The 23,398-nt window shown below is 61.1% G+C and carries 17 protein-coding genes and 2 pseudogenes; 11 read left to right on the top strand and 8 right to left on the bottom strand.

Annotation, left to right across the window (positions count from 1 at the left end; all coding sequences use genetic code 11):
- Positions 1-92: 92 nt before the first annotated feature.
- Both GJU48_RS22360 and GJU48_RS22355 read right to left on the bottom strand, forming a co-directional pair.
- Positions 93-785: pseudogene (locus GJU48_RS22360) on the bottom strand (3'-5' exonuclease); the annotation flags it as partial.
- Positions 782-2,716, bottom strand: a complete 1,935-nt coding sequence (locus tag GJU48_RS22355) for a putative nucleotidyltransferase substrate binding domain-containing protein (protein WP_094949490.1) — start codon at positions 2,714-2,716, stop codon at positions 782-784. The pseudogene GJU48_RS22360 and the gene GJU48_RS22355, both read right to left, overlap by 4 nt.
- Positions 2,717-2,962: 246 nt before the next feature.
- Here GJU48_RS22355 and GJU48_RS22350 point away from each other — a divergent pair, with 246 nt between their 5' ends.
- Complete coding sequence (locus GJU48_RS22350) at positions 2,963-3,409, top strand: response regulator (RefSeq protein ID WP_094949489.1); 447 nt, start codon at positions 2,963-2,965, stop codon at positions 3,407-3,409.
- Between the two features lie 167 nt (positions 3,410-3,576).
- Here the strand turns inward: GJU48_RS22350 and GJU48_RS22345 are convergent, their stop codons facing one another.
- Positions 3,577-5,754, bottom strand: a complete 2,178-nt coding sequence (locus tag GJU48_RS22345; protein ID WP_094949488.1) for a malate synthase G — start codon at positions 5,752-5,754, stop codon at positions 3,577-3,579.
- A gap of 385 nt (positions 5,755-6,139) precedes the next feature.
- On the opposite strand from GJU48_RS22345, the gene GJU48_RS22340 reads away from it, so the two are divergent.
- Entirely contained in the window at positions 6,140-6,652 is a 513-nt protein-coding gene (locus GJU48_RS22340; RefSeq protein WP_094949487.1) for a glycine cleavage system protein R, read from the top strand.
- Positions 6,653-6,874: 222 nt separating this feature from the next.
- Here GJU48_RS22340 and rarD read toward each other — a convergent pair whose 3' ends face one another.
- The 5 genes from rarD to GJU48_RS22315 all read right to left on the bottom strand — a co-directional run bounded on the left by rarD (position 6,875) and on the right by GJU48_RS22315 (position 12,768).
- Positions 6,875-7,759, bottom strand: coding sequence for an EamA family transporter RarD (gene rarD, locus GJU48_RS22335; protein ID WP_094949486.1), 885 nt, complete (start codon positions 7,757-7,759; stop codon positions 6,875-6,877).
- A 193-nt stretch (positions 7,760-7,952) separates the two neighbouring features.
- Positions 7,953-8,927 (bottom strand): serine/threonine protein kinase, encoded by a 975-nt coding sequence (locus GJU48_RS22330; protein WP_094949485.1) that lies wholly within the window; start codon positions 8,925-8,927, stop codon positions 7,953-7,955.
- Between the two features lie 303 nt (positions 8,928-9,230).
- On the bottom strand, positions 9,231-11,129 hold the full coding sequence (locus GJU48_RS22325; RefSeq protein WP_094949484.1) for a PhoX family protein: 1,899 nt from the start codon (positions 11,127-11,129) through the stop codon (positions 9,231-9,233).
- A gap of 79 nt (positions 11,130-11,208) precedes the next feature.
- Positions 11,209-11,973, bottom strand: a complete 765-nt coding sequence (locus GJU48_RS22320) for a TOBE domain-containing protein (protein ID WP_094949483.1) — start codon at positions 11,971-11,973, stop codon at positions 11,209-11,211.
- 57 nt (positions 11,974-12,030) lie between these two features.
- A complete protein-coding gene (locus tag GJU48_RS22315) occupies positions 12,031-12,768 on the bottom strand; it encodes a ComF family protein (RefSeq protein WP_094949482.1) in 738 nt (245 codons plus the stop codon).
- 92 nt (positions 12,769-12,860) lie between these two features.
- On the opposite strand from GJU48_RS22315, the gene bioB reads away from it, so the two are divergent.
- From bioB to GJU48_RS22270, 9 genes and pseudogenes are all read left to right on the top strand, one after another.
- Positions 12,861-13,916, top strand: a complete 1,056-nt coding sequence (gene bioB / locus GJU48_RS22310; protein ID WP_094949481.1) for a biotin synthase BioB — start codon at positions 12,861-12,863, stop codon at positions 13,914-13,916.
- A gap of 135 nt (positions 13,917-14,051) precedes the next feature.
- A complete protein-coding gene (gene bioF / locus GJU48_RS22305) occupies positions 14,052-15,233 on the top strand; it encodes an 8-amino-7-oxononanoate synthase (RefSeq protein WP_094949480.1) in 1,182 nt (393 codons plus the stop codon).
- Complete coding sequence (locus GJU48_RS22300) at positions 15,226-15,957, top strand: alpha/beta fold hydrolase (protein ID WP_094949479.1); 732 nt, start codon at positions 15,226-15,228, stop codon at positions 15,955-15,957. The genes bioF and GJU48_RS22300 overlap by 8 nt, the downstream gene beginning before the upstream one ends.
- Complete coding sequence (bioC, locus tag GJU48_RS22295) at positions 15,950-16,762, top strand: malonyl-ACP O-methyltransferase BioC (RefSeq protein ID WP_094949478.1); 813 nt, start codon at positions 15,950-15,952, stop codon at positions 16,760-16,762. The genes GJU48_RS22300 and bioC overlap by 8 nt, the downstream gene beginning before the upstream one ends.
- Positions 16,759-17,439, top strand: a complete 681-nt coding sequence (bioD, locus tag GJU48_RS22290) for a dethiobiotin synthase (protein WP_094949477.1) — start codon at positions 16,759-16,761, stop codon at positions 17,437-17,439. Before bioC ends, bioD begins: the two co-directional genes overlap by 4 nt.
- A 106-nt stretch (positions 17,440-17,545) precedes the next feature.
- Positions 17,546-17,827 carry a pyrroloquinoline quinone biosynthesis protein PqqE gene (locus GJU48_RS22285; RefSeq protein WP_094949476.1) on the top strand — a complete coding sequence of 94 codons (282 nt, stop codon included), beginning with the start codon at positions 17,546-17,548 and terminating at the stop codon, positions 17,825-17,827.
- A gap of 348 nt (positions 17,828-18,175) precedes the next feature.
- Entirely contained in the window at positions 18,176-19,981 is a 1,806-nt protein-coding gene (locus tag GJU48_RS22280) for a phenylacyl-CoA dehydrogenase (RefSeq protein WP_094949475.1), read from the top strand.
- A 195-nt stretch (positions 19,982-20,176) separates the two neighbouring features.
- The gene (locus GJU48_RS22275) at positions 20,177-21,466 is read left to right on the top strand and encodes a GGDEF domain-containing protein (protein WP_094949473.1); all 1,290 of its coding nucleotides are present in this window, start codon (positions 20,177-20,179) and stop codon (positions 21,464-21,466) included.
- A gap of 90 nt (positions 21,467-21,556) precedes the next feature.
- Positions 21,557-23,302, top strand: a pseudogene (locus GJU48_RS22270) (acyl-CoA dehydrogenase C-terminal domain-containing protein); the annotation flags it as partial.
- Positions 23,303-23,398: the final 96 nt, after the last annotated feature.

Genomic DNA, 23,398 nt, shown 5'->3' with positions numbered 1-23,398 from the left:
ATAAAAGAGAGGTTTAAACTAACGAGAATTATTCGCGATTGTGTCAGAGGCAGGCAGTGGGCGCAATTGGCGTCTGTCGGGCGATCATTCCCACGCCGTCGCCGTTTCCATTGGCTCAAGCGTTCCTGAAGCGCTTGCGGGGAGTCGATGTGCTGCTGGCGCGCACGACTAAACAGGATGAGCATCAACTCCGCCGTGGCCAGGGCATCGGCGCTGGCGTGATGGCGCTCACCCACCTGCAGCTTGAAGTGGCTGATCCAGTCGTCCAGCCCGGCTTCACGGATATTCGCTTCGGGGCAGAGGAGCGGGGCGATGTCGGCAACGTCCAAAAAAACATGGGCGAGGCGATAACCCAGGCTGTCCTTGAGTGCCCGGCACAGCATGTGTTGATCGAACGGCGCGTGGAAAGCCAGCAGTGGGCTGTCGCCAACAAACGCCAGGAAATCCAGCAGCGCCTCGACCGGGTCGCTGCCGGCGGCGATGGCGCTGGGGCCGAGGCCGTGGATCAGCACGCTGGGGCTGAGTTTTGTTTCGGCTCGGTGCAGGGTGCGCTCGAACATTTGCGAGAAATCCACGGCGCCGTCCTCAATCACTACGGCGCCGATGGACAACACCTGGTCACGGTTGAGGTTCAGGCCGCTGGTTTCCAGGTCGACCACTACCCAACGCTGGCTGCGTAAGGCGTTGTCGCCCAGCACTGCGGGTTTGGGCAATTGCTCCAGGCGCCGCTGTTGGACCGCGTCGAGGCCAGGCTTTTTCGTACGCAGCCAGTCGAACAAGCTCACAGCTGATACCGAAAGGTCAGGCTGCTTTGCAGGCGCTGGGCCTGGCGCAGGGATTCACGCAGGATGCGCCGGTCCAGGTGGTTGAGGCTGTCGGGGTCGACTCGGTTGGAGTACGGCTGGTTCTCGCGGGTTTGTAACTGGTGCTGCTGCATGCGGGTTTGCTGGATGAAGTGGTAGGCCTCTTCGTATGCGGCGCCGTCCAAGGGCTCAATGACCTCTTTATCCACCAACTGGCGCAGGCGCTCCAGGGTGTTGTTGGCGTGGATGCCGTTGGCCAGGGCCAGCAGGCGCGCGCCATCCACAAAGGGTGTGAGGCCCTGCACCTTGAGGTCGAGGGTGGCTTTTTCGCCGCCTTTGCGTGTCAGCACAAAGTCCCGGAAGCGACCCACCGGCGGGCGCTGGCGCAAGGCGTTCTCGGCCAGCATGCGTTGGAACAGCCGGTTATCCGCGACCTGATCGAGAATGCCCTGGCGCAATTGCTCGCAACCCTGTTCATCGCCCCACACCACGCGCAAATCGAAATAGATGCTCGACCCCAGCAGGTTCTCCGGCGTCGCCTCACGGATAAATGCCCCGAAGCGCCGCGCCCATTCGGCCCGCGACAAGCACAGCTCGGGGTTGCCGGCCATGATATTGCCCTTGCACAAACTGAAGCCGCACAACGCCAGGCTCTGGTTGATTTGCTGCGCCAGGGGCAACAAACGGCCGCGAATCTCGTCGGCTTCGGCGGCGTCCTTGGCGTCGAACAGGATGCCGTTGTCCTGGTCGGTAAACAGCGTTTGCTCGCGGCGGCCTTCGCTGCCGAAACATAACCAACTGAATGGCACGCCGGGGTCGCCTTTGTCGGCCAACGTCAGCTCGATCACCCGGCACACGGTGTGATCGTTGAGCAGGGTAATAATGTGGGTGATCTGGGTGGAGGACGCGCCATGGGCCAGCATGCGTTCCACCAGTTGGCCGATTTCACCGCGAATCGCCACCAGGTGTTCCACCCGTGGCGCGTTGCGGATGGTGCGGGCCAGGTGCACCAGGTCCACCCGCTGCAGGGAAAACAGGTCGCGCTCAGACACCACGCCGCACAGGCGCTGGTATTTCACCAGGCACACATGGGCGATGTGCCGCTCGGTCATGGCAATGGCGGCGTCAAAGGCGCTGTGGTCCGGGCTCAAATAGAACGGCGCCTGGGTCATATGGCCTGCGATGGCCTGATTGAAGTCACTGGTGCCGTCGGCCACCACTTGGCGCAGGTCGCGCAGGGTGAAAATCCCCAGAGGCGCCTTGTGTTCGTCGACGATCACGATGCTGCCCACCTGCTGCTCATGCATCAGCGTCACCGCCTCGCGCAGCGGCGTGTTCGGGCTGCACGTGACCGGATGGCGCATGGCCAATTCGCCCAGGCGCGTGTTCAATGAGTATTGGGTGCCGAGGGTTTCCACGGCTTTTTGCTGCACCTGTTGGTTCACTTGGTCTAACAGGCTGCTGACGCCGCGCAGGGCAAAGTCGCGAAACGGGCTCGAAAGCGCGAACAGCTTTATAAACGCCGGCTTGTTCAGTTGCAGGCAGAAGGTGTCTTCGGCGGCTTTGTGCTCAGTGCGGGTGGCGCGTTCGCCCAGCAGTGCGGCGAGGGGGAAACACTCGCCGGTGGCGATTTCGAAGGTGGTTTCGGTCGCATCTTGATTCAGCAGCGGGCGTTCGCCGACGACTCGGCCCTGCTTGACGATGTAAAAGTGCTCCACCGGCCCGCCCGACGGCGTGAGGATGCTGTCGCCTTGGCCGTAGAAGCGCAATTGGCACTGTTCGACCAGAAACGCCAGGTGCGCGTTTTCCATCTGGTTGAACGGGGGAAAGCGTTGCAGGAATTGCAGGGTGCCGTGGATGTTCTGCAACACGGCAGTTTTTCCCGCCTGCGTGAAAGCATCAGCTTTACTCATAACAGTGACCGCAGTTTCTTGTCGTTATCGTTCTTTATGGTCGGCCCCCGTGCCCTGGGTGCCCATTGGACGTAAGTCTAGGTAGCGGTAAATCCATTCACGAATAGGGAAAAACCTTACACGACTATCGTCCAAACCCCGTAGAACGCCCACTAGGCAAACTTTCCGACGAAGTGCACATTGTTCGCACTTCCGCAGATGTCTGACGAGTGTGCTGCGAGATTGATGAGAACTGCTGAGAAACGTATGTCCGACCACGATATTTTGAGTGATGCCGAGCGCGAGGCGCTGAGCGCCGTGATGCTGGAGCCCGATCTACCGCCACAACGCGTGTTGATTGTTGATGATGACAAGGACGCGCGCGAACTACTGGCGGAGATCCTGGGCCTGGACGGCATTCGCTGCATGACCGCCGACAGTGGTGAGTCGGCGTGGGATTTGTTGGAATCCAGCAGTTCCATTGGCCTGTTGATTACCGATCTGCGCATGGAGCCCAGCAACGGGCTTAAATTGATCGAGAAAGTGCGCAGTTCCGAGCGCGCGGCGTTGCCGATCATCATCATGTCGGGGGACGCCGAAGCGCCGGATGTGATTGATGCAATGCATTTGAGCGTGGTGGACTTTTTGCTCAAGCCGATTGATAGCGTGAAGCTGGCGAAGATGGTCAAGCGCGAGTTGGGCATGGCTTCCTGATTTTTTGGCTGTGCTCGCGAAAGCGCCAGTATGCAAGCTGGCGAAGATGGTCAAGCGCGAGTTGGGCATGGCTTCCTGATTTTTTGGCTGTGCTCGCGAAAGCGCCAGTCCAATCGCTACACAACTTAGTAAAAAAGGCCCTGATCTCGCGATCAGGGCCTTTTCTTTTACAGGCCGTTTTTAGCCTTGAACTCACGACGCCTGCGGTGCAACACCGGCTCGGTGTAACCGTTAGGCTGCTTAGTCCCTTCAATCACCAACTCCACCGCCGCCTGGAACGCGATGTTGCTGTCGAAATCCGGTGCCAGCGGGCGATACAGCGCATCCCCGGCGTTCTGACGGTCTACCACCGGCGCCATGCGCTTGAGGCTTTCCATCACCTGGGCTTCGTTGACGATGCCGTGGCGCAACCAGTTGGCGATGTGCTGGCTGGAGATGCGCAGGGTAGCGCGGTCTTCCATCAGGCCGACGTCGTTGATGTCCGGCACTTTCGAACAGCCTACGCCTTGGTCGATCCAGCGCACCACATAACCGAGGATGCCTTGGGCGTTGTTGTCCAGTTCGTTGCGGATTTCTTCGTCGGACCAATCGGTGTTGCTGGCCAGAGGAATCGTCAGGATGTCGTCCACCGACGCACGCTCGCGCGTGGCCAGTTCGGCCTGACGCGCGAACACATCGACCTTGTGGTAGTGCAATGCGTGCAGCGCTGCCGCCGTCGGCGATGGGACCCACGCGGTGTTGGCGCCAGCCAGTGGGTGAGCGATTTTCTGTTCGAGCATCGCCGCCATCAGGTCGGGCATCGCCCACATGCCTTTACCGATCTGCGCACGCCCTTGCAGGCCGGTGCTCAGGCCGATATCAACGTTCCAGTTTTCGTAGGCGCCGATCCATTTCTCGGCTTTCATGGCCGCTTTGCGCACCATCGCGCCGGCTTCCATGGAGGTGTGGATCTCGTCGCCGGTACGGTCGAGGAAACCGGTGTTGATAAACACCACGCGCTCGCTGGCCGCCTTGATGCAGGCCTTGAGGTTGACCGTGGTACGGCGCTCCTCGTCCATGATCCCGACTTTGAGGGTGTTGCGCGGCAGGTTCAGCACTTCTTCGATGCGGCCGAACAGCTCGTTGGTGAACGCCGCTTCTTCGGGGCCGTGCATTTTCGGTTTGACGATGTACACCGAACCGGTGCGGCTGTTCTTGCGGCTGCTGTTGCCATTGAGGCTGTGGATCGCCGCCAGGCTGGTGAGCAGGCCGTCGAGAATGCCCTCAGGCACTTCGTTGCCGTCTTTGTCGAGGATCGCATCGATGGTCATCAGGTGGCCAACGTTGCGCACGAACAGCAGCGAACGGCCGTGCAGGGTCACGTCCTGGCCGTCCACGCCGGTGTAGACGCGGTCGGGGTTCATGGTGCGGGTGAAGGTCTTGCCGCCCTTGGCCACTTCTTCGGCCAGGTCGCCCTTCATCAGGCCGAGCCAGTTGCGGTAGATCACCACTTTGTCGTCGGCATCGACGGCGGCGACGGAGTCTTCGCAGTCCATGATGGTGGTCAGCGCAGCTTCCATCAGCACGTCTTTGACGCCGGCGGCGTCGGTCTGGCCGACCGGGGTGCTGGCGTCAATCTGGATCTCGAAGTGCAGGCCGTTGTGTTTCAGCAGGATTGCAATCGGCTCGGCCGCTGGGCCTTGGAAACCGATCAACTGGGCATCGTCGCGCAGGCCGCTGTTGCTGCCGCCTTTAAGGCTCACGATCAGCTTGCCATCAACGATCTTGTAGCCGGTGGAATCGACGTGGCTGCCCGCCGTGAGCGGCGCCGCTTCGTCGAGGAACGCACGGGCGAAGGCGATGACCTTGTCGCCACGGACCTTGTTGTAACCCTTGCCCTTCTCGGCGCCGCCGGCTTCGCTGATGGCGTCGGTGCCATACAGCGCGTCATACAGCGAGCCCCAACGCGCGTTGGAGGCGTTGAGGGCGAAACGGGCATTCATCACCGGCACCACCAGCTGAGGGCCGGCCATGCGGGCAATTTCGTCATCGACGTTTTGGGTCGAGGCCTGGAAGTCTGCGGCTTCTGGCAGCAGGTATCCGATGTCTTGCAAGAAGGCTTTGTAGGCCACCGGGTCGTGGGCCTGGCCGGCATGCGTCTGGTGCCAGGTGTCGATTCGCGCTTGGAAATCGTCGCGTTTGGCGAGTAGGGCTTTGTTCTTCGGTGCCAGGTCGTGGATGACCTTGTCGGCGCCGGCCCAGAACTGGTCGGCAGTAATGCCGGTGCCGGGAATGGCTTCGTTGTTCACGAAGTCGAACAGGACTTTGGCGACCTGCAGGCCACCGACTTGAACGTGTTCAGTCATTGCTTGCCTCACTCTGCGGAGCTTATGCGCTTTTTCAGATTTTCATTATGTAGTGCACGGTTGGGCATACTACATGATGACTTGCGGTTGTGAAAATTAGACTAAACGTGTTCAGTCATTGCTTGCCTCACTCTGCGGAGCTTATGCGCTTTTTCAGATTTTCATTATGTAGTGCACGGTTGGGCATACTACATGATGACTTGCGGTTGTGAAAATTAGACTAAATACGTCGTTTAGCGACCCACTTTGGTCGTACGGTCACAGCGGAGTACCGGATGTTCTCAAAAAACTATTCGATTGTTCCAGATAAATATAAAAATGGTACACGATTTGTTTTCGAGGGCTCACGAGTCCACCTTGTAGATTGAATTCAGAGGGCTTCGCCATGGACCATCTTGTACTCACTATTATCGCCGCCGACAAACCCGGGCTGGTTGAACGCATCGCGCAGAACATTGCTGCCCACGGCGGCAACTGGCTGGAAAGCCGTATGGCGCACATAGCCGGGCAATTTGCCGGGATCCTGCGGGTCAGCGTGCCGACAGAAAGCCGTCAGGATCTGGTGAATGCGCTGGAGGACTTATCCACACATGGCATTCGCGTACTGGTGGGCGAGGGCAGCACCGGCCAGGCGTCGGCTGCAAAGGCGATCCTGATGACGCTGGTGGGCAATGATCGGTCGGGCATCGTGCGTGAGATCACGGCGCTGTTGAGCAAGCAGGGCGTCAACCTGGAGCGGCTAAGCACCGACGTGCGCCCGGCGCCCATGAGCGGTGATCCGTTGTTCAATGCCGAGGCGCTGTTGCAGGTGCCGTCGTCGCTGTCGCTTGAGACATTGCAGGCGTCGCTGGAAACCTTGGCGGATGACTTGATGGTGGAACTGCGCAGCGAAGAGTAATTGCCTACAGGGTTATGCATGGAAATCTTGCATGGGCCTGTGGATAACCTGTAGAGACCCGGCGCTATGCCACACCGGCCGGGCCTCTTCCACCGTTGAGCAAAAAACGATCAGTTTCAACGGCTTGTGCACAAATGGCGGGGATCAGGTTGTGGATAACCTTGGGGTGGATGCCTGCAAGCCACGCCCGTTGTGGCTTGCAGAGGTTTGTATGTTATTTGATCAGCGTTTACGCAGGGTCAGCCACGCATCCAGGCTGTAGACCACCAAGCCGGCCCAGATAAACGCGAAGGCAATCAGGGTGCTCGTTGCCAAGTGCTCGCCGAACAACAGCACCGCTTCAAGCAGCACCAGGGTCGGCGCCACATACTGCAAGAAGCCCAGCGCGGTGTAGGGCAAATGCCGCGCAGCCGCGTTGAAGCACACCAGCGGGATCAGCGTCACCGGGCCTGCGGCCACCAGCCACCAGGCTTCGGACGTGCTCCAGAATTCAAGCTGTGCACTGTGCGCCGACGGGTTGAACAGCAACCACGCTACGGCGATTGGCACCAGCATCCAGGTTTCTACCACCAGCCCCGGCAGCGCCTTGACCGGCGCCTGCTTGCGGATCAAGCCGTAGAAGCCGAACGTCAGCGCCAGCACCAGCGACACCCACGGCAAACTGCCGACCTGCCACACCTGCTGCATCACGCCCACTGCAGCCAGCCCGACCGCCATCCACTGCAAGCGGCGCAGGCGTTCGCCAAGGATCAGCATGCCCAGCAGCACATTTACCAGCGGGTTGATGTAGTAACCCAGGCTGGCTTCGAGCATGCGCCCACTGTTCACCGACCACACATAGGTCAGCCAGTTAGCCGCAATCAACGAACCGCTGAGTGCCAGGATCGCCAGGCGCTTGGGGTTGTCGCGCAGTTCGCGGAACCAGCCCGGGTGTTTCCACACCATCAGCAACAAACCGCCGAACAGCGCCGACCACAACACGCGGTGCACGATGATTTCGGCGGCAGGAACGCTGGCGATGGCTTTGAAGTAAATCGGGAACAGGCCCCAGATGATATAGGCGCTCAGGCCCAGGATGTACCCTTTGCGAGGGTTGGCGGCTTGCATTGCAGAATCCTTGCTTAGGCAGCTAACAAAGGCGCAATTGTAAGGATTTTTGTCAGTCGATGGGTGATGCTTTTCTGTGGGCGCTGGCTTGCCTGCGATGGCATCACCTCAGTGTGACTGATACACCGATGTGGCTGCATCGCAGCGGTGCGGCGATCCGACAAGCCAGCTCCCACAAGGAGTAGCGGCAGTGTCAGAACAGTTTCAGCGGTTCTTCATTCAGCGCCGACAACTGCTCGCGCAACGCCAACACCTGATCACCCCAATAGCGCTCGCTGCCAAACCACGGGAAGCTGTGCGGGAACGCCGGGTCATCCCAGCGCCGTGCCAGCCAGGCGCTGTAGTGCATCAGGCGCAAGGCGCGCAGGGGCTCGATCAATGCCAGTTCGCGTGGGTCGAAGTCGTGGAACTCCTGATAACCGTCCATCAATTCCGACAGCTGGCCGAGGCATTCCTGACGGTCGCCAGCAAGCATCATCCACAGATCCTGCACGGCCGGGCCCATGCGGCAGTCATCCAGGTCGACGATATGGAACATCTCGTCGCGGCACATCATGTTGCCGGGGTGGCAATCGCCGTGCATGCGGATGTTCTTGTGCGGCGTGGCCTTGTACACCTCTTCCACCCGCTTGAGCAGGTCGCGGGCCACGGACTCGTAGGCCGGCAGCAGGCTCTTGGGAATGAAGTTGCCTTCGAGCAAGGTGGTGAGGGAGTCGTGACCGAAGTTCTTCACCCCCAAGGCTTCGCGGTGTTCGAACGGGCGGGTGGAACCCACCGCGTGCAAACGGCCGAGCAATTGCCCCAGGCGATAGAGCTGATCGAGATTACCCGGCTCTGGCGCACGGCCGCCACGGCGGGGGAACAGGGTGAAGCGGAAACCGGCGTGTTCGAACAGGCTTTCGCCGTTGTGGATCATCGGCGCGACCACCGGCACTTCGCACTCGGCCAGTTCGAAGGTGAAGCGGTGTTCTTCAAGGATCGCTTCGTTGGTCCAGCGCTGCGGCCGGTAGAACTTGGCGATCAGCGGTTCGGAGTCTTCGATGCCCACCTGGTAGACGCGGTTTTCGTAGCTGTTAAGCGCCAGAATGCGAGCATCGCTGAGGAAACCGATGCTTTCGACGGCGTCGAGCACCAGGTCGGGGGTGAGTGTTTCAAACGGATGGGCCATGCGAACTCCTGCGCGCAGCAGGTCGCCGCGTCCGGCTCGGTATGGTAACGCACCAAGGCTGGGATAGGTGGTGACTGTTAGTTCGCGGGCAAGCCCGCTCCCACACTTGGAATGCAATCCCCTGTGGGAGCGGGCTTGCCCGCGATGGCTGTCTATCAGGCGCCTACAATCCCGCCGTCATCCCGCCGAATGGTAACGCACCAAGGCTGGGATAGGTGGTGACTGTTAGTTCGCGGGCAAGCCCGCTCCCACACTTGGAATGCAATCCCCTGTGGGAGCGGGCTTGCCCGCGATGGCTGTCTATCAGGCGCCTACAATCCCGCCGTCATCCCGCCGAATCGCCATCACCGACGAGCGCGGCTTGCCATTGGGCAAATGCTCCGGCCAGGTCGAACCGCCGGTTTCGCCCGGGTGTTGAATCCCCACAAACAGCGTCTTCTGATCCGGCGAAAAGCTGATGCCTGTCACCTCACACGCCACTGGCCCGACCATGAACCGGCGGATTTCCCCGGTGCTCGGGTCAGCACACAGCATCTGGTTATTGCCCATGCCGGCGAAGTCGCCCGCGTTGCTGTAGTCGCCGTCGGTGAGAATCCACAGGCGCCCGGCCTTGTCGAAACCCAGGCCGTCGGGGCTGTTGAACATGTTCTGCGGGTTGATGTTGGACGAGCCGCCCTTCGGCGTACCGGCATGCACGCCGGGGTTGCCGGCCACCACAAACAGGTCCCAGGTAAAGTCTGGCGCGCCGTGGTCGGAGGCGTTGGCCTTCCAACGTAGGATCTGGCCGTAGACGTTTTTCTCGCGTGGGTTAGGCCCGCCCACCGGCTGGCCGTCTTCGCCGCGCTTGGCGTTGTTGGTCAGGGTGCAGTAGACCTGGCCGTCGGTGGGGCTGACCACGATCCATTCCGGGCGGTCCATGCGCGTGGCTTTGACCACACTGGCGGCCAGCCGCGCGTGGATCAGCACTTCGGCCTGGCTGGCGAAACCACTGCTGGCGTCGATGCCATTTTTGCCATGGGTGAGCTCAACCCATTGGCCGCTGCCCTTGGGGTGGTCGGCGTTGCCGTCGCCTGCGTCGAAAATCGCCACGTACAAGGTGCCGTGGTCGAGCAGGTCTTTGTTGGCCTTGGGGTTTTTGTGGTTGATCTTGTCACGGCTGACGAACTTGTAGATGAACTCACCGCGCTCGTCGTCGCCCATGTACACCACGGCGCGACCGTCGCGGGTTTCAGCCAAGGCGGCGTTCTCGTGCTTGAAGCGGCCCAGGGCGGTGCGTTTGGCCGGGGTGGATTGTGGGTCGAACGGGTCGATCTCTACCACCCAGCCATGACGGTTGAGCTCGTTGGGGTTTTTGGCCAAGTCAAAACGTGGGTCGTGTTGATGCCAGTTGATGTCTTTGCTGGCCGCCACCGCGCCGTAGCGCTTTTGCCCGGCGTCGAAGGTTTGCTGTGGGTTGCTGCTGCCAAAGCAGTCGGTGAAGTTCTCTTCGCACGTCAGGTAAGTGCCCCACGGGGTCTTGCCGTTGGCGCAGTTTTGGAAGGTGCCGAGGGCTTTCTTGCCGGACTTGTCGGCGCTGGTTTTCAACCACTCGTGGCCGGCCGCCGGGCCGCTCAGGCGAATCGGCGAGTTGCCGTGAATGCGCCGGTTGTAGCGTGAGTCCTGAACGAACTGCCAGGTGTCACCTTTGCGCCGCACCTCGATCACCGACACGCCTTCGCTGGCCTGAGCCTTGCGCACGTCTTCGGCCGATTGCGGCGCGCCGCCATGGGCAAAGAGGTAACGGTAATTGGTGTATTCGTTGTTGATCGCCATCAGCGCGCGGTTGTCGTCGCCGGGGAAGGCGAACAGGCTCATGCCGTCATTGTTGTCGCCGAACTGCTGCTCCTGGGCCTTGGCTGTGCCGTTGCCGGACGGGTCGAACGCCGGGGCACTTTTGTGCAGCGGCTGGCCCCAGCTGATCAGCACCGAGGCGCTGTAGCCCGGCGGCAAGGTGATGGCGTCGCTGGTGGCGGCGGCGATGCTGGTGAACCCCAGCAGGGGGCTGGCGCTGGCGGCATTCACGGCGAGGGCGCTACGGGTCAGCAGGTTGCCGCCGAGGAACATCGCGGCACCGCACAGGGCGCCGGCCCCGATAAAACGACGGCGGGTGAGGCCGACGATTTGTTCCAGGTCGGTGGCTTGGTTTTCTTCTAATAGGCTCATCTCAGGCTCCCTGCGGTTTTTGCAGATACCTTAAGGAGCACTCGTGACGAAATTGTTGCAGTTTGAAGAGACTCGCCCGCTACACCGGCGTGCCGAGCAGCACATTGCTCGGGGCGAATTGCACCTGGATCGGCTGGCCCTTGGCGGCCTTTAATGCCTTGAGCGCCGCAGGCTGCGCCAGGGCGCATAAAACCTGGCCGTTGGGTAGCGTGATGCGCACCTCGCTGGGGCCATCATCGGCGTCGAAAATCGTCTCGATCACACCGCCCATGCAATTGTGTCCAGGTGTTGCAGCCTGATCCATTGCGAGCAGTTCCAGCCAACCGGCCTTGATCAAGGCGACCACTTCCACGCCGGTCTCAAGTTCCAGGCGTTGCGTGCTGTCGTGGGTGATTTGCGCACTCAAGCTCAAGCCGCCCGATAACTGCAGGCGGATAAGGTCATTGCGGCCATGGCTGTCGATGCCGATGACCTGGCCGTGCAATTGGTTGCGCGCGCTGGTGCGCAGCATCAAGCGGCCCAGCAGGTTGAAGTCGCTGGCCGCTTCGTCGGAGCCGAGCACCTCGGCCTGCAGCACTTGCAGGCGCTGATAAAGGCGCAGCACGCGCTCACCTTCGGCCGTGAGCTTGGCACCGCCGCCGCCTTTGCCGCCAACGCTGCGTTCCACCAGTGGTGTTTGCGCCATATTGTTCAGTTCATCGATAGCGTCCCAGGCGGCCTTGTAACTCAAGCCGGCGCTTTTGGCTGCGCGGGTGATTGAGCCTTGCTCGGCGATGTGCGCCAGCAAGGCAATGCGCTGGGGGCGGCGGATGATGTGTTGGCTGAGGGACGTCGGCAGAGACATGTGGATACGCTTAGATAAGGTCAGCCGACGTTGCAGGTGTGGCGCACGCGAGTCAAGTCATGTACCCGGTTTGGGTGTGCGTGCCAGGCAGTACACGTCGACCTGACGCGCACCGGCCTCCATCAACAGCCGTGCCAGGCTGTGGGCGGTGGCGCCGGTGGTGAGTACGTCGTCGACCAGCGCGAGGTGACGGCCCTGCACCTGGGCGTCGGGTGCCAATGCAAACGCGGCGAGCAAGTTGCGTTTGCGCGTCTTGGCGTCGAGGGCTTGTTGCGCAACGGTTTCATGGGGGCGTAACAACAGATGTTCATCGTGTGCAATAGCCAGGTGTTCACTGAGCCAGCGGGTCAGCATCAGCGCCTGGTTGAAGCCGCGCTGGCGCAGACGTTTACGCGCCATGGGCACCGGCAGCAGGCAGTCGGGGAGGCTGAGTTCAGCGTTGTCGAACCGGTGTTGCAGGTGCTGCCCCAGCAGGCGCGCGAGCAGGTGGCCGAGTGGCCAGCGCGACTGATGCTTGAAGCGGCTGATAAGGGTGTCGACCGGAAAACTGTAGGTCCAGGGCGCGACCACCTGTTTAAAGGCCGGTGGTTGTTTCTGGCATTGGCCGCAGATCAGACCGTCCATCGGCAACGGCAGGGCGCACACCTCGCAGTGTTCCAGTAACCACGGCAGCTCGGTTTCGCAGACGTTGCAGACACAATCGGCCGATTCTGTGGGCTCATCGCAAATTAAACACATCTGGTTGTTTTTTAGCCAGATGTAAACCTCGCGTTTGTATCTAGGTTGACAGTGCATGAATCTTCCTTAAATATGCCGAGCATCCGTGTCGTGACTGTGGGTATTGCCCTTCCCGCAGCGAAAGCCCAAGCATAATCAAGGAATCGCCCATGAGCGCCAGCACCACTGCCACCCTGCGTCACGATTGGTCCTTAGCCGAAGTCAAAGCGCTGTTTGTGCAGCCCTTCAATGACCTGTTGTTCCAGGCGCAGACCGTGCACCGCGCGCATTTCGACGCCAACCGCGTGCAGGTGTCGACGTTGTTGTCGATCAAAACCGGCGCCTGCCCAGAAGATTGCAAATATTGTCCGCAGTCGGGCCACTACAACACTGGCCTGGAAAAAGAAAAGCTGATGGAAGTGCAGAAGGTCCTCGAAGAGGCCGCCCGCGCCAAGGCCATCGGTTCGACCCGCTTCTGCATGGGTGCCGCGTGGAAGCACCCGTCGGCCAAAGACATGCCGTACGTGCTTGAGATGGTCAAAGGCGTGAAGGCCATGGGCCTGGAAACCTGCATGACCCTCGGGCGCCTCGACCAGGACCAGACCGAAGCCCTGGCCCAGGCCGGCCTCGACTATTACAACCACAACCTCGACACCTCGCCTGAGTTCTACGGTTCGATCATCACCACCCGCACCTACGGCGAGCGCCTGCAAACCCTGGCCTACGTGCGTGATTCGGGCATGAAAATCTGCTCGGGCGGCATCCTCGGCATGGGCGAGTCCCTCGACGACCGCGCCAACCTGCTGATCCAACTGGCCAACCTGCCGGAGCATCCGGAGTCGGTGCCGATCAACATGTTGGTGAAGGTGGTCGGTACGCCGCTGGAAAACGCCGAAGACATCGACCCGTTCGACTTCATCCGCATGCTCGCCGTGGCGCGCATCCTGATGCCGCAATCGCACGTGCGCCTGTCGGCCGGCCGTGAAGCCATGAACGAGCAGATGCAGGCCCTGGCGTTCTTTGCCGGTGCCAACTCGATTTTCTACGGCGACAAACTGCTGACCACCGCCAACCCGCAGGCTGACAAGGACATGCAACTGTTCGCGCGCCTGGGGATCTTGCCGGAAGCCCGTGAAGAGCACGCCGATGAAGTGCATCAGGCGGCGATCGAGCAGGCGTTGGTGGAGCAGAAAAGCAGCGAGCAGTTTTATAACGCCGTGGTTTGACACCGACCCACATTGGATTGAGTTCAACCTGATCTACCGAGGCCTTGAGCAGAAAAGCAGCGAGCAGTTTTATAACGCCGTGGTTTGACACCGACCCACATTGGATTGAGTTCAACCTGATCTACCGAGGCCTGCATGTCTTTTGATCTCGCCGCGCGTCTCGCTGCCCGCCGTGCCGAACACCTTTATCGCCAACGGCCCTTGCTCCAAAGCCCTCAGGGCCCGCAAGTGGTGGTGGACGGCCACCCGCTGTTGGCGTTCTGCAACAACGATTACCTGGGCCTGGCCAATCACCCGCAGGTGATCGAAGCCTGGCGTGCCGGTGCGTCGCGTTGGGGCGTGGGCGGTGGCGCGTCGCACTTGGTGGTCGGGCATTCCACGCCGCACCATGAACTGGAAGAGGCCCTCGCCGACCTGACCGGCCGCCCGCGCGCGCTGCTGTTTACCACCGGCTATATGGCTAACCTCGGCGCCGTCACGGCGCTGGTGGGGCAGGGTGATACGGTGCTGGAAGACCGTCTCAACCATGCCTCGTTGCTGGATGCCGGTTTGCTCTCCGGTGCGCGGTTCAACCGCTACCTGCATAACGACGCCGCCAGCCTGGCCAAGCGCTTGGAGAAGGCCACCGGCAATACGCTGGTGGTCACCGACGGCGTATTCAGCATGGACGGCGACCTGGCCGACCTGCCCGCGCTGGCCCGTGAAGCCCGCGCCAAAGGTGCATGGTTGATGGTGGATGACGCCCATGGCTTCGGCCCGTTGGGTGCCACTGGCGCTGGGATTGTCGAGCATTTCGGCTTAAGCCAGGAAGATGTGCCGGTGCTGGTCGGCACCCTGGGCAAAGCGTTCGGCACTGCCGGTGCCTTTGTAGCGGGCAGTGAAGAGCTGATCGAAAGCCTGATCCAATTCGCCCGGCCCTACATCTACACCACCAGCCAACCGCCGGCGCTGGCCTGCGCCACCTTGAAAAGCCTGGAACTGCTGCGCACCGAGCATTGGCGACGCGAGCACCTCAATGGCCTGATCCGCCAGTTCCGCGAGGGCGCCGAGCAGCTCGGCCTGGGCTTGATGGACAGCTTTACGCCGATCCAGCCGATCTTGATCGGCGACAGTGCCAAGGCCGTACGCCTGTCGCAGATGCTGCGCGAGCGCGGCCTGATGGTTACTGCGATTCGCCCGCCCACTGTGCCTGCCGGTAGCGCGCGTTTGCGCGTGACATTGACGGCGGCCCACAGCGAGGCGCAGGTGCAGCTACTGTTAAACGCATTGGAAGCGTGTTTTCGCTTGTTAGGCGCCACGGAGCCCGACCATGCGTGATCGACTGATATTACTGCCCGGCTGGGGCCTCGGCGTGTCGCCGCTGGAGCCGTTGGCCGCCGCCTTGCGCGGCCTCGACGAGCACTTGCAGGTGCAGATCGAACCGTTGCCGGCGCTGGATTCCAGTGACTTGAATGAATGGCTCGATGAGCTCGACGCCACACTGCCGGACAACGCCTGGCTGGGTGGATGGTCCTTGGGCGGCATGCTCGCGTCAGAACTGGCGGCACGGCGCGGCGAGCGTTGCTGCGGCCTGCTGACGCTGGCGAGCAACCCATGTTTTGTTGCCCATGCCGGTTGGCCCAGCGCCATGCCGGCCGAGACGTTCGATGCGTTTCTCGCCGGTTGCCAGGCCGATTCCCAGGTCACCCTTAAACGCTTTGGCCTGCTGTGTGCCAAGGGCTCGCAGGACCCGCGCGGGCTCTCGCGTTTGTTGGTCAGTGGTGCGCCGAGTGCGCCTTCCAGCGTGTTGATGAGTGGCCTTGAGCTGCTTGCCCAGCTGGATACTCGCGAAGCCTTGCAAGCCTATCGCGGCCCGCAGTTGCATCTATTCGCCGGTATGGACGGGCTGGTGCCTGCCGAAGCCGCCAGCGACTTGCTGGCGCTGCTCCCCGATGTAGAAATCGGCCTGATTGAACAGGCCGGTCACGCTTTTCTTCTGGAAGACCCCCACGGTGTAGCGGCGGCCATCCAGGCTTTTTTGCATGAGTGCGTTGATGACTGATTTATCCCACCCATCACTGCCTGGCGGCTTGCCGGACAAGCGCCAAGTGGCGGCGTCCTTTTCCCGTGCCGCCGCCAGCTACGACAGCGTGGCCGAGTTGCAGCGCGCGGTGGGCACTGAGCTGTTGGCGCGCTTGCCGGCGGCCACCGCGCCGCAACGTTGGCTGGACCTGGGGTGTGGCACGGGGTTTTTCAGCCGCTTACTGGGCCAACGGTTACCGGCCAGCCACGGCGTGGCGCTGGATATTGCCGAGGGCATGCTCAACCATGCGCGACCCTTGGGTGGCGCCGAGCATTTCATCGCCGGTGATGCCGAACGCCTGCCGTTGCAGGGTGAGAGTTGCGGGCTGATCTTCTCCAGCCTGGCGGTGCAATGGTGCGCGGATTTCGACGCGGTGCTCAGCGAGGCTTATCGCGTGCTGCAGCCCGGTGGGGTGTTGGCGTTTGCGAGCCTGTGCGTGGGCACCCTGAATGAATTGCGTGAAAGCTGGCGCGCGGCGGACGGCCTGGTGCACGTTAATCGCTTCCGCACCTTTGAGTCGTATCAACAGCTGTGCGCCGCCAGCGGCTTGCGGGTGGTGAGCCTGGAGCGCCAGCCCCACGTGTTGCATTACCCGGATGTGCGCAGCCTGACCCACGAACTCAAAGCATTGGGCGCGCATAACCTCAACCCCGGTCGCCCAGGAGGGTTGACGGGCCGCGCGAGGATTGTTGCACTGGTGGACGCTTACGAGCAGTTCCGTCAGGCCCAGGGCCTGCCCGCCACGTATCAAGTGGTGTACGCCGTACTGGAGAAACCTTCATGAGCGCCGCTTACTTCATCACCGGCACCGACACCGATGTCGGCAAAACCACCATCGCGGCAGGCCTGTTGCATGCCGCAAGGCTGGCGGGCAAAAGCACTGCCGCCGGCAAACCGGTGGCTTCGGGTTGCCAGGTCACGCCTAAAGGTTTGCGTAACAGCGACGCCTTGGCACTGCTGGCTGAATGTTCGTTGCCGCTGAGCTATGCCGAGGTCAACCCGGTGGCGTTCGAGCCGGCCATTGCGCCGCACTTGGCGGCGCGGGAAGCGGGCGTGGCCTTGACGGTGCAATCGCTGCTCAAACCCATGCAGCAGATTCTGGCGCGGCAGGCTGACTTCACCTTGATTGAAGGCGCGGGCGGCTGGCGCGTGCCGTTGGCCGATCAAGACAACCTGTCGGACTTGGCCATGGCGCTCCAGCTGCCGGTGATCCTGGTGGTCGGCGTGCGCCTGGGCTGTATCAGCCATGCGTTGCTCACCGCCGAAGCCATTGCGCGGGACGGTTTGCCGTTGGCGGGCTGGGTGGCGAATATCATCGACCCCAAGACCTCTCGTCTGGAAGAAAACCTCGCCACCCTGGCCGAACGGTTGCCTGCGCCGTGCCTGGGTCGTGTGCCGAAACTTAAGCAGGCCAGCGCTGAAGCCGTCGCCGAGTACTTGGAATTGGACCTGCTTGACTGATTTTGGCTATCGCTAAGGCATTATGCCATTAGTGTTTTTGACGGGCGTTTTGCCGGGATGTCTGCTTCAATTCAACTTCACGATTCTCTAAAGGCAGGTTTACGCCATGGAAATCTCTGGAAGCAGCGCGTTTTATTCGGGGCTGAGCACTATTCAGGCCGGGCAGAGCCGTGTCGACCAGGCCGCCGGCAAAATCGCCAGCGCCGCGACCACCCAGCCATCGGATGCACAAAGCGACCGTCTGCAAGCCAACGACCGTGCCCAGCCGTCTAACTCGGCGAGCAACATGGTCGAAATGGCCCAAGGCAAGTTTCAAGTGGAGCTGGGCGCCAAAGTCGCCAAGGCTTCGGATGAAATGCTTGGCACCTTGATCGACACTTACGCTTAATCCCTCTCTCCAGGTATGCCGGCTCGTCTGTGGGAGCTGGCTTGTCGGGTCGCGCATCGCTGCGATGGCATCCACTCGGTCCCCCTGATACACCGCGGCGTCTGCATCGCAGGCAAGCCCGCTCCCACATTTGTCCTGCTTAGCGCTCTCGAATTTCTAAACTCCTTTTGACGTGGCATCTCGCCGCAGGCGTTGCCGTGCCTGATGTTGATCCGCGTCATGACAAATGGCATCTGGACGGTGCTTGACAACCCCAGGACGTAAACGTATGTTTCAAACACCTGTTTGACCGCCACAACACATCCACGCGGTTGTTCATCCCAGATACATCAGCAGAGGTTTATCGCTATGCCTGACTACAAGGCCCCCTTGCGTGATATTCGCTTCGTTCGTGACGAACTGCTCGGCTATGAAGCGCACTATCAGAGCCTGCCGGCTTGCCAGGACGCTACTCCGGACATGGTTGACGCCATTCTCGAAGAAGGCGCCAAGTTCTGTGAGCAAGTGCTGGCACCGTTGAACCGCGTGGGTGACATCGAAGGTTGCACCTGGAGCGAGTCAGGCGTTAAGACCCCTGCTGGTTTCAAAGAAGCCTACAAACAATTCGTTGAAGGCGGCTGGCCAAGCCTGGCCCACGACGTGGAGCACGGTGGCCAAGGCCTGCCGGAATCCTTGGGCCTGGCCGTCAGCGAAATGGTCGGTGAAGCCAACTGGTCATGGGGCATGTACCCGGGCCTGTCCCACGGTGCGATGAACACTATCTCCGAGCACGGCACCCCGGAACAGCAACACGCTTACCTGACCAAACTGGTCTCGGGTGAATGGACCGGCACCATGTGCTTGACCGAGCCCCACTGTGGCACCGACCTGGGCATGCTGCGCACCAAGGCCGAGCCTCAGGCGGACGGTTCCTACACAGTCACCGGCACCAAGATCTTCATCTCGGCCGGCGAACACGACATGGCCGATAACATCGTCCACATCGTGCTGGCCCGCCTGCCGGACGCGCCGGCCGGCACCAAAGGTATTTCGCTGTTTATCGTGCCAAAATTCCTGCCGAACGCAGACGGCTCGATCGGTGAGCGCAACGCGGTGACCTGTGGCTCCCTGGAGCACAAGATGGGCATCCACGGTAACGCCACTTGCGTGATGAACTTCGACGCGGCCACCGGTTTCCTGATCGGCCCGGCGAACAAAGGCCTGAACTGCATGTTCACCTTTATGAACACCGCTCGCCTGGGCACCGCACTGCAAGGCTTGGCCCACGCTGAAATCGGTTTCCAGGGCGGCCTGAAATATGCTCGCGATCGTCTGCAAATGCGCTCCCTGACTGGCCCGAAAGCGCCGGAAAAAGCCGCTGACCCGATCATCGTGCACCCCGACGTGCGCCGCATGCTGCTGACCATGAAAGCCTTCGCCGAAGGCAACCGTGCGATGGTGTACTTCACCGCCAAGCAAGTGGACATCGTCAAGTACGGCACCGACGATGAAGCCAAGAAGCAGGCTGACGCACTGCTGGCCTTCATGACCCCAATCGCCAAAGCGTTCATGACCGAAGTCGGTTTTGAGTCCGCTAACCACGGCGTGCAAATCTACGGCGGCCACGGCTTTATCGCCGAGTGGGGCATGGAGCAGAACGTTCGCGACAGCCGCATTTCGATGCTGTACGAAGGCACCACCGGCATACAAGCGCTGGACCTGCTCGGCCGTAAAGTGCTGATGACTCAAGGCGAAGCGCTCAAGAGCTTCACCAAGATCGTGCACAAGTTCTGCCAGGCCAACGAAGGCAACGAAGCCGTGAAGGAATTCGTCGCACCGCTGGCTGCACTGAACAAAGAGTGGGGCGAGTTGACCATGAAGGTCGGCATGGCCGCGACGAAAGACCGTGAAGAAGTCGGTGCCGCCTCGGTGGATTACCTGATGTATTCCGGCTACGCGTGCCTGGCTTACTTCTGGGCCGACATGGCGCGCCTGGCTGCCGAGAAATTGGCTGCCGGCACCGGCGAAGAGGCGTTCTACACCGCCAAACTGCAGACCGCGCGCTTCTACTTCCAGCGCATCCTGCCGCGTACCCGCACCCACGTGGCCACCATGCTGTCGGGCGCCAGCAACCTGATGGACATGAAAGAAGAAGACTTCGGCCTGGCTTACTAAGCCTCAGCTGGTTCACAAAAAAGCCGCCGCTCCTTCTGGAGCGGCGGCTTTGGGGAAAACCGCAGCGTGACACTCAGGGATTAGGCTGATCGGCCGTTACAGTGATGGCAATGTGATACAGGTCACATTGAATGTGCTTAACTGTGAGCAGTGAAGGCACTGTGCCATCTTTTTAAGTGGGTCGGAGCTTTACCCTTGTCGCGCGCGTCTGCTGTACGTTTCAGTCATTTTTTACCCTCACTGCTGTTGCTATTGGCGGGGCTCTCGGCTGCGTACGTGAAGGACCTCAACGTATTCTTCACTTCGTTATTCAACGTACTGCCAACCTTGGTGTTGCTGCTCGGTGGTGCGTATTGCGCGGTGTATCGGCGCCAGCGTGAGCTGTTTTTGATGATCACGGTGTACGTCGTCTACTTCCTGCTGGATACCCAGACCGATTACTACCGCGACAACGGCCGCGTGCGAGAAGATGCGGCGGTGGTTTTCCACCTGTGTTGCCTGCTGTTGCCGCTACTGTTCAGCATCTATGCGTTGTGGCAGGAAAAAACCCACCTGTTCCGCGATTTCGTGGCCCGCTGCGCGGTGCTCTTCGCGGTCGGCTGCGTGGCCCTGGCGCTTGAGCAAAGTTTTCCACAGGCCTTGTTGAACTGGCTGGCGGAGATTCGCTGGCCGCTCTTGCACGGCAGTTGGATGAGCCTGATCCAGCTGTCGTACCCGATGTTCCTGATTGGTTTTGTCACCCTGGCGGCGCAGTACTGGTATCAGCCACGGCCCTTGCACGCCGCGCAACTGGTCGGTTTGCTAGGGTTGTTCTGGATGTTGCCGCAAACCTTCATCCTGCCGTTCACCCTGAACATCATGTGCAGCCAAGTGATGCTGATGATCGCGGCCGGCGTGGCGCATGAGGCCTATCAAATGGCCTTTCGCGATGAGCTGACCGGCTTGCCAGGCCGCCGTGCCCTCAACGAGCGCATGCAGCGGTTGGGGCGCAACTATGTGCTGGCGATGAGTGACGTCGACCACTTCAAACGCTTTAACGACACCCACGGCCATGACGTCGGCGACCAAGTACTGCGCCTGGTCGCCAGCAAGCTGTCGAAGGTCAATGGCGGCGGGCGCGCCTACCGGTATGGCGGTGAAGAGTTCGCCGTGGTGTTTGCCGGCAAGACCTTGGATGAATGCATGCCGCACTTGGAAGAGATCCGCGAGATCATCGCCAACTACGATATCAAGCTGCGCAACCCGGACCGTCCCCATGACGACCAGCAAGGCCGCCAACGCCGAGCAGGCAGTGGCGCGTCGAGTGTGTCGGTGACGGTCAGCATCGGCGTGGCCGAGCGCCAGGTCGAGCAACGCACCCCGGAAGAAGTCCTCAAGTCCGCCGACCAGGCGCTCTACACCGCCAAGGGGGCCGGGCGTAACTGCGTGGTCGCGGCCGGGCAAACCCGGCGTGGCGCGGTGCGTATGGAAAGCGCTGTCGGTTGAGTGATGGCGATGTATTCAGCGGTTCTACAGTGATTGTTTGCGGCGTTGGCCAGCAGTAGGTTGAAACCATCTGCTGCCGGAGACATCGCCATGCCTGAGTACAAAGCTCCCCTGCGCGACATGCGCTTTTTGATCGACAACGTGTTTGATTTTCACGGCCACTACGCTGCCCTGGGCGCGACGGACGCCAGCCCGGATATGGTCAGTGCGATCCTCGAAGAAGGCGCCAAGTTCTGCGAAAACGTACTCGCACCGCTCAACCGTAGCGGCGATGAAGAAGGCTGCCATTTCGACAACGGCGTGGTCACCACGCCCAAGGGTTTCAAGGAAGCCTTCGCGCAGTACGTGGAAGGCGGCTGGCACGGCCTGGCAGCGGACCCGGCTTACGGCGGCCAGGGCTTGCCACAGTCGCTGGGCCTGGTGCTGAGCGAAATGATCGGCTCCAGCAACACCTCCTGGGGCATGTACCCGGGGCTGACCCACGGCGCCATGACGGCAATCCACGCCCACGGCACTGAAGAACAAAAAGCCACCTACCTGAGTAAACTCACCGCCGGCGAATGGACCGGCACCATGTGCCTGACCGAAGCCCACTGCGGCACTGACCTGGGCCTGATCAAGACCCGCGCCGTGCCCCAGTCGGATGGCAGTTACGCGGTCACCGGCAGCAAGATCTTCATCTCGGCCGGCGAGCACGACCTGAGCGCCAACATCATCCATCTGGTGCTGGCCAAGCTGCCGGAGGCGCCGGCCGGCACCAAAGGCATCTCGTTGTTTATCGTGCCCAAGTTCCATGCCGATTCGGGGGAGCGTAACGCGGTGCACTGTGGCTCCATCGAGCACAAGATGGGTATCAAGGCCTCGGCCACCTGCGTGCTGAATTTCGACGGTGCCAAGGGGTTTCTGATTGGCGAGGCGAATAAAGGCCTCAATTGCATGTTCACCATGATGAACCACGCGCGCCTAGGCACCGGTATGCAGGGCCTGTGCTCTGGCGAAGCGAGCTTCCAAGGCGCGATCAAATATGCCAACGACCGCCTGCAAATGCGCTCGCTGACCGGCGCCAAGGCCCCGGAAAAAGCCGCCGACCCCATCATCGTGCACGCCGATGTGCGGCGCATGTTGCTGACCATGAAAGCCTTCAACGAGGGCAACCGCGCGCTGACCTATTTCACCGCGCAACTGCTCGACACCGCGCACCTGAGCAGCGACGCCGCCCAGCGCCAGGACGCTGAAGACCTGTTGGCGTTTCTCACGCCCATCTGCAAAGCCTTTATGACTGACACTGGGCTTGAGGTGACCAACCACGGCATGCAGGTATTCGGCGGCCACGGCTACATTCGCGAATGGGGCATGGAACAGTTGGCCCGCGATGCCCGGATTGCGCCGATCTATGAAGGCACCAACGGCATTCAGGCCCTCGACTTGCTGGGGCGCAAAGTACTCGGCAGCCAAGGCAAGCTGTTGCGCGGCTTCACCAAGATTGTGCATAAGTTCTGCGCGGCCAATGCCGAGCATCCGCAGCTCAAGGCGCAGGTGGAGCAGCTCAATCAACTGAACCAGCAGTGGGGCGAGTTGACGGTCAAGGTCGGCATGGCCGCCATGAAGAACCCGGATGAAGTGGGCGCGGCGGCGGTGGATTACTTGATGTACAGCGGTTACATCATCCTCGCCTACCTGTGGTTGCGCATGGCGATAGCGGCTCAGGCACAAGACGACGTTGAGTTTGCCAAGGCCAAACTGGCTACCTGCGACTTCTACTTCAAGCGTTTGCTGCCGCGTACGGCCACGCACCGGGCGGCGGTGGAGGCGGGCAGCGAATGCCTGATGAGCTTACCGCTCATCTGCGTGACTTATAAAAACCTAATAGTCACGAAAGGACCCTATGTGTTTGAAAAGTTGTTCGGGTACACTCGGAGCTTGTAAAACCGA

Origin of the sequence: Pseudomonas sp. IB20 (assembly GCF_009707325.1) — a bacterium.
In the GTDB taxonomy this organism is placed as follows: domain Bacteria; phylum Pseudomonadota; class Gammaproteobacteria; order Pseudomonadales; family Pseudomonadaceae; genus Aquipseudomonas.
This window is presented reverse-complemented; position numbering and strand designations above follow the sequence as displayed.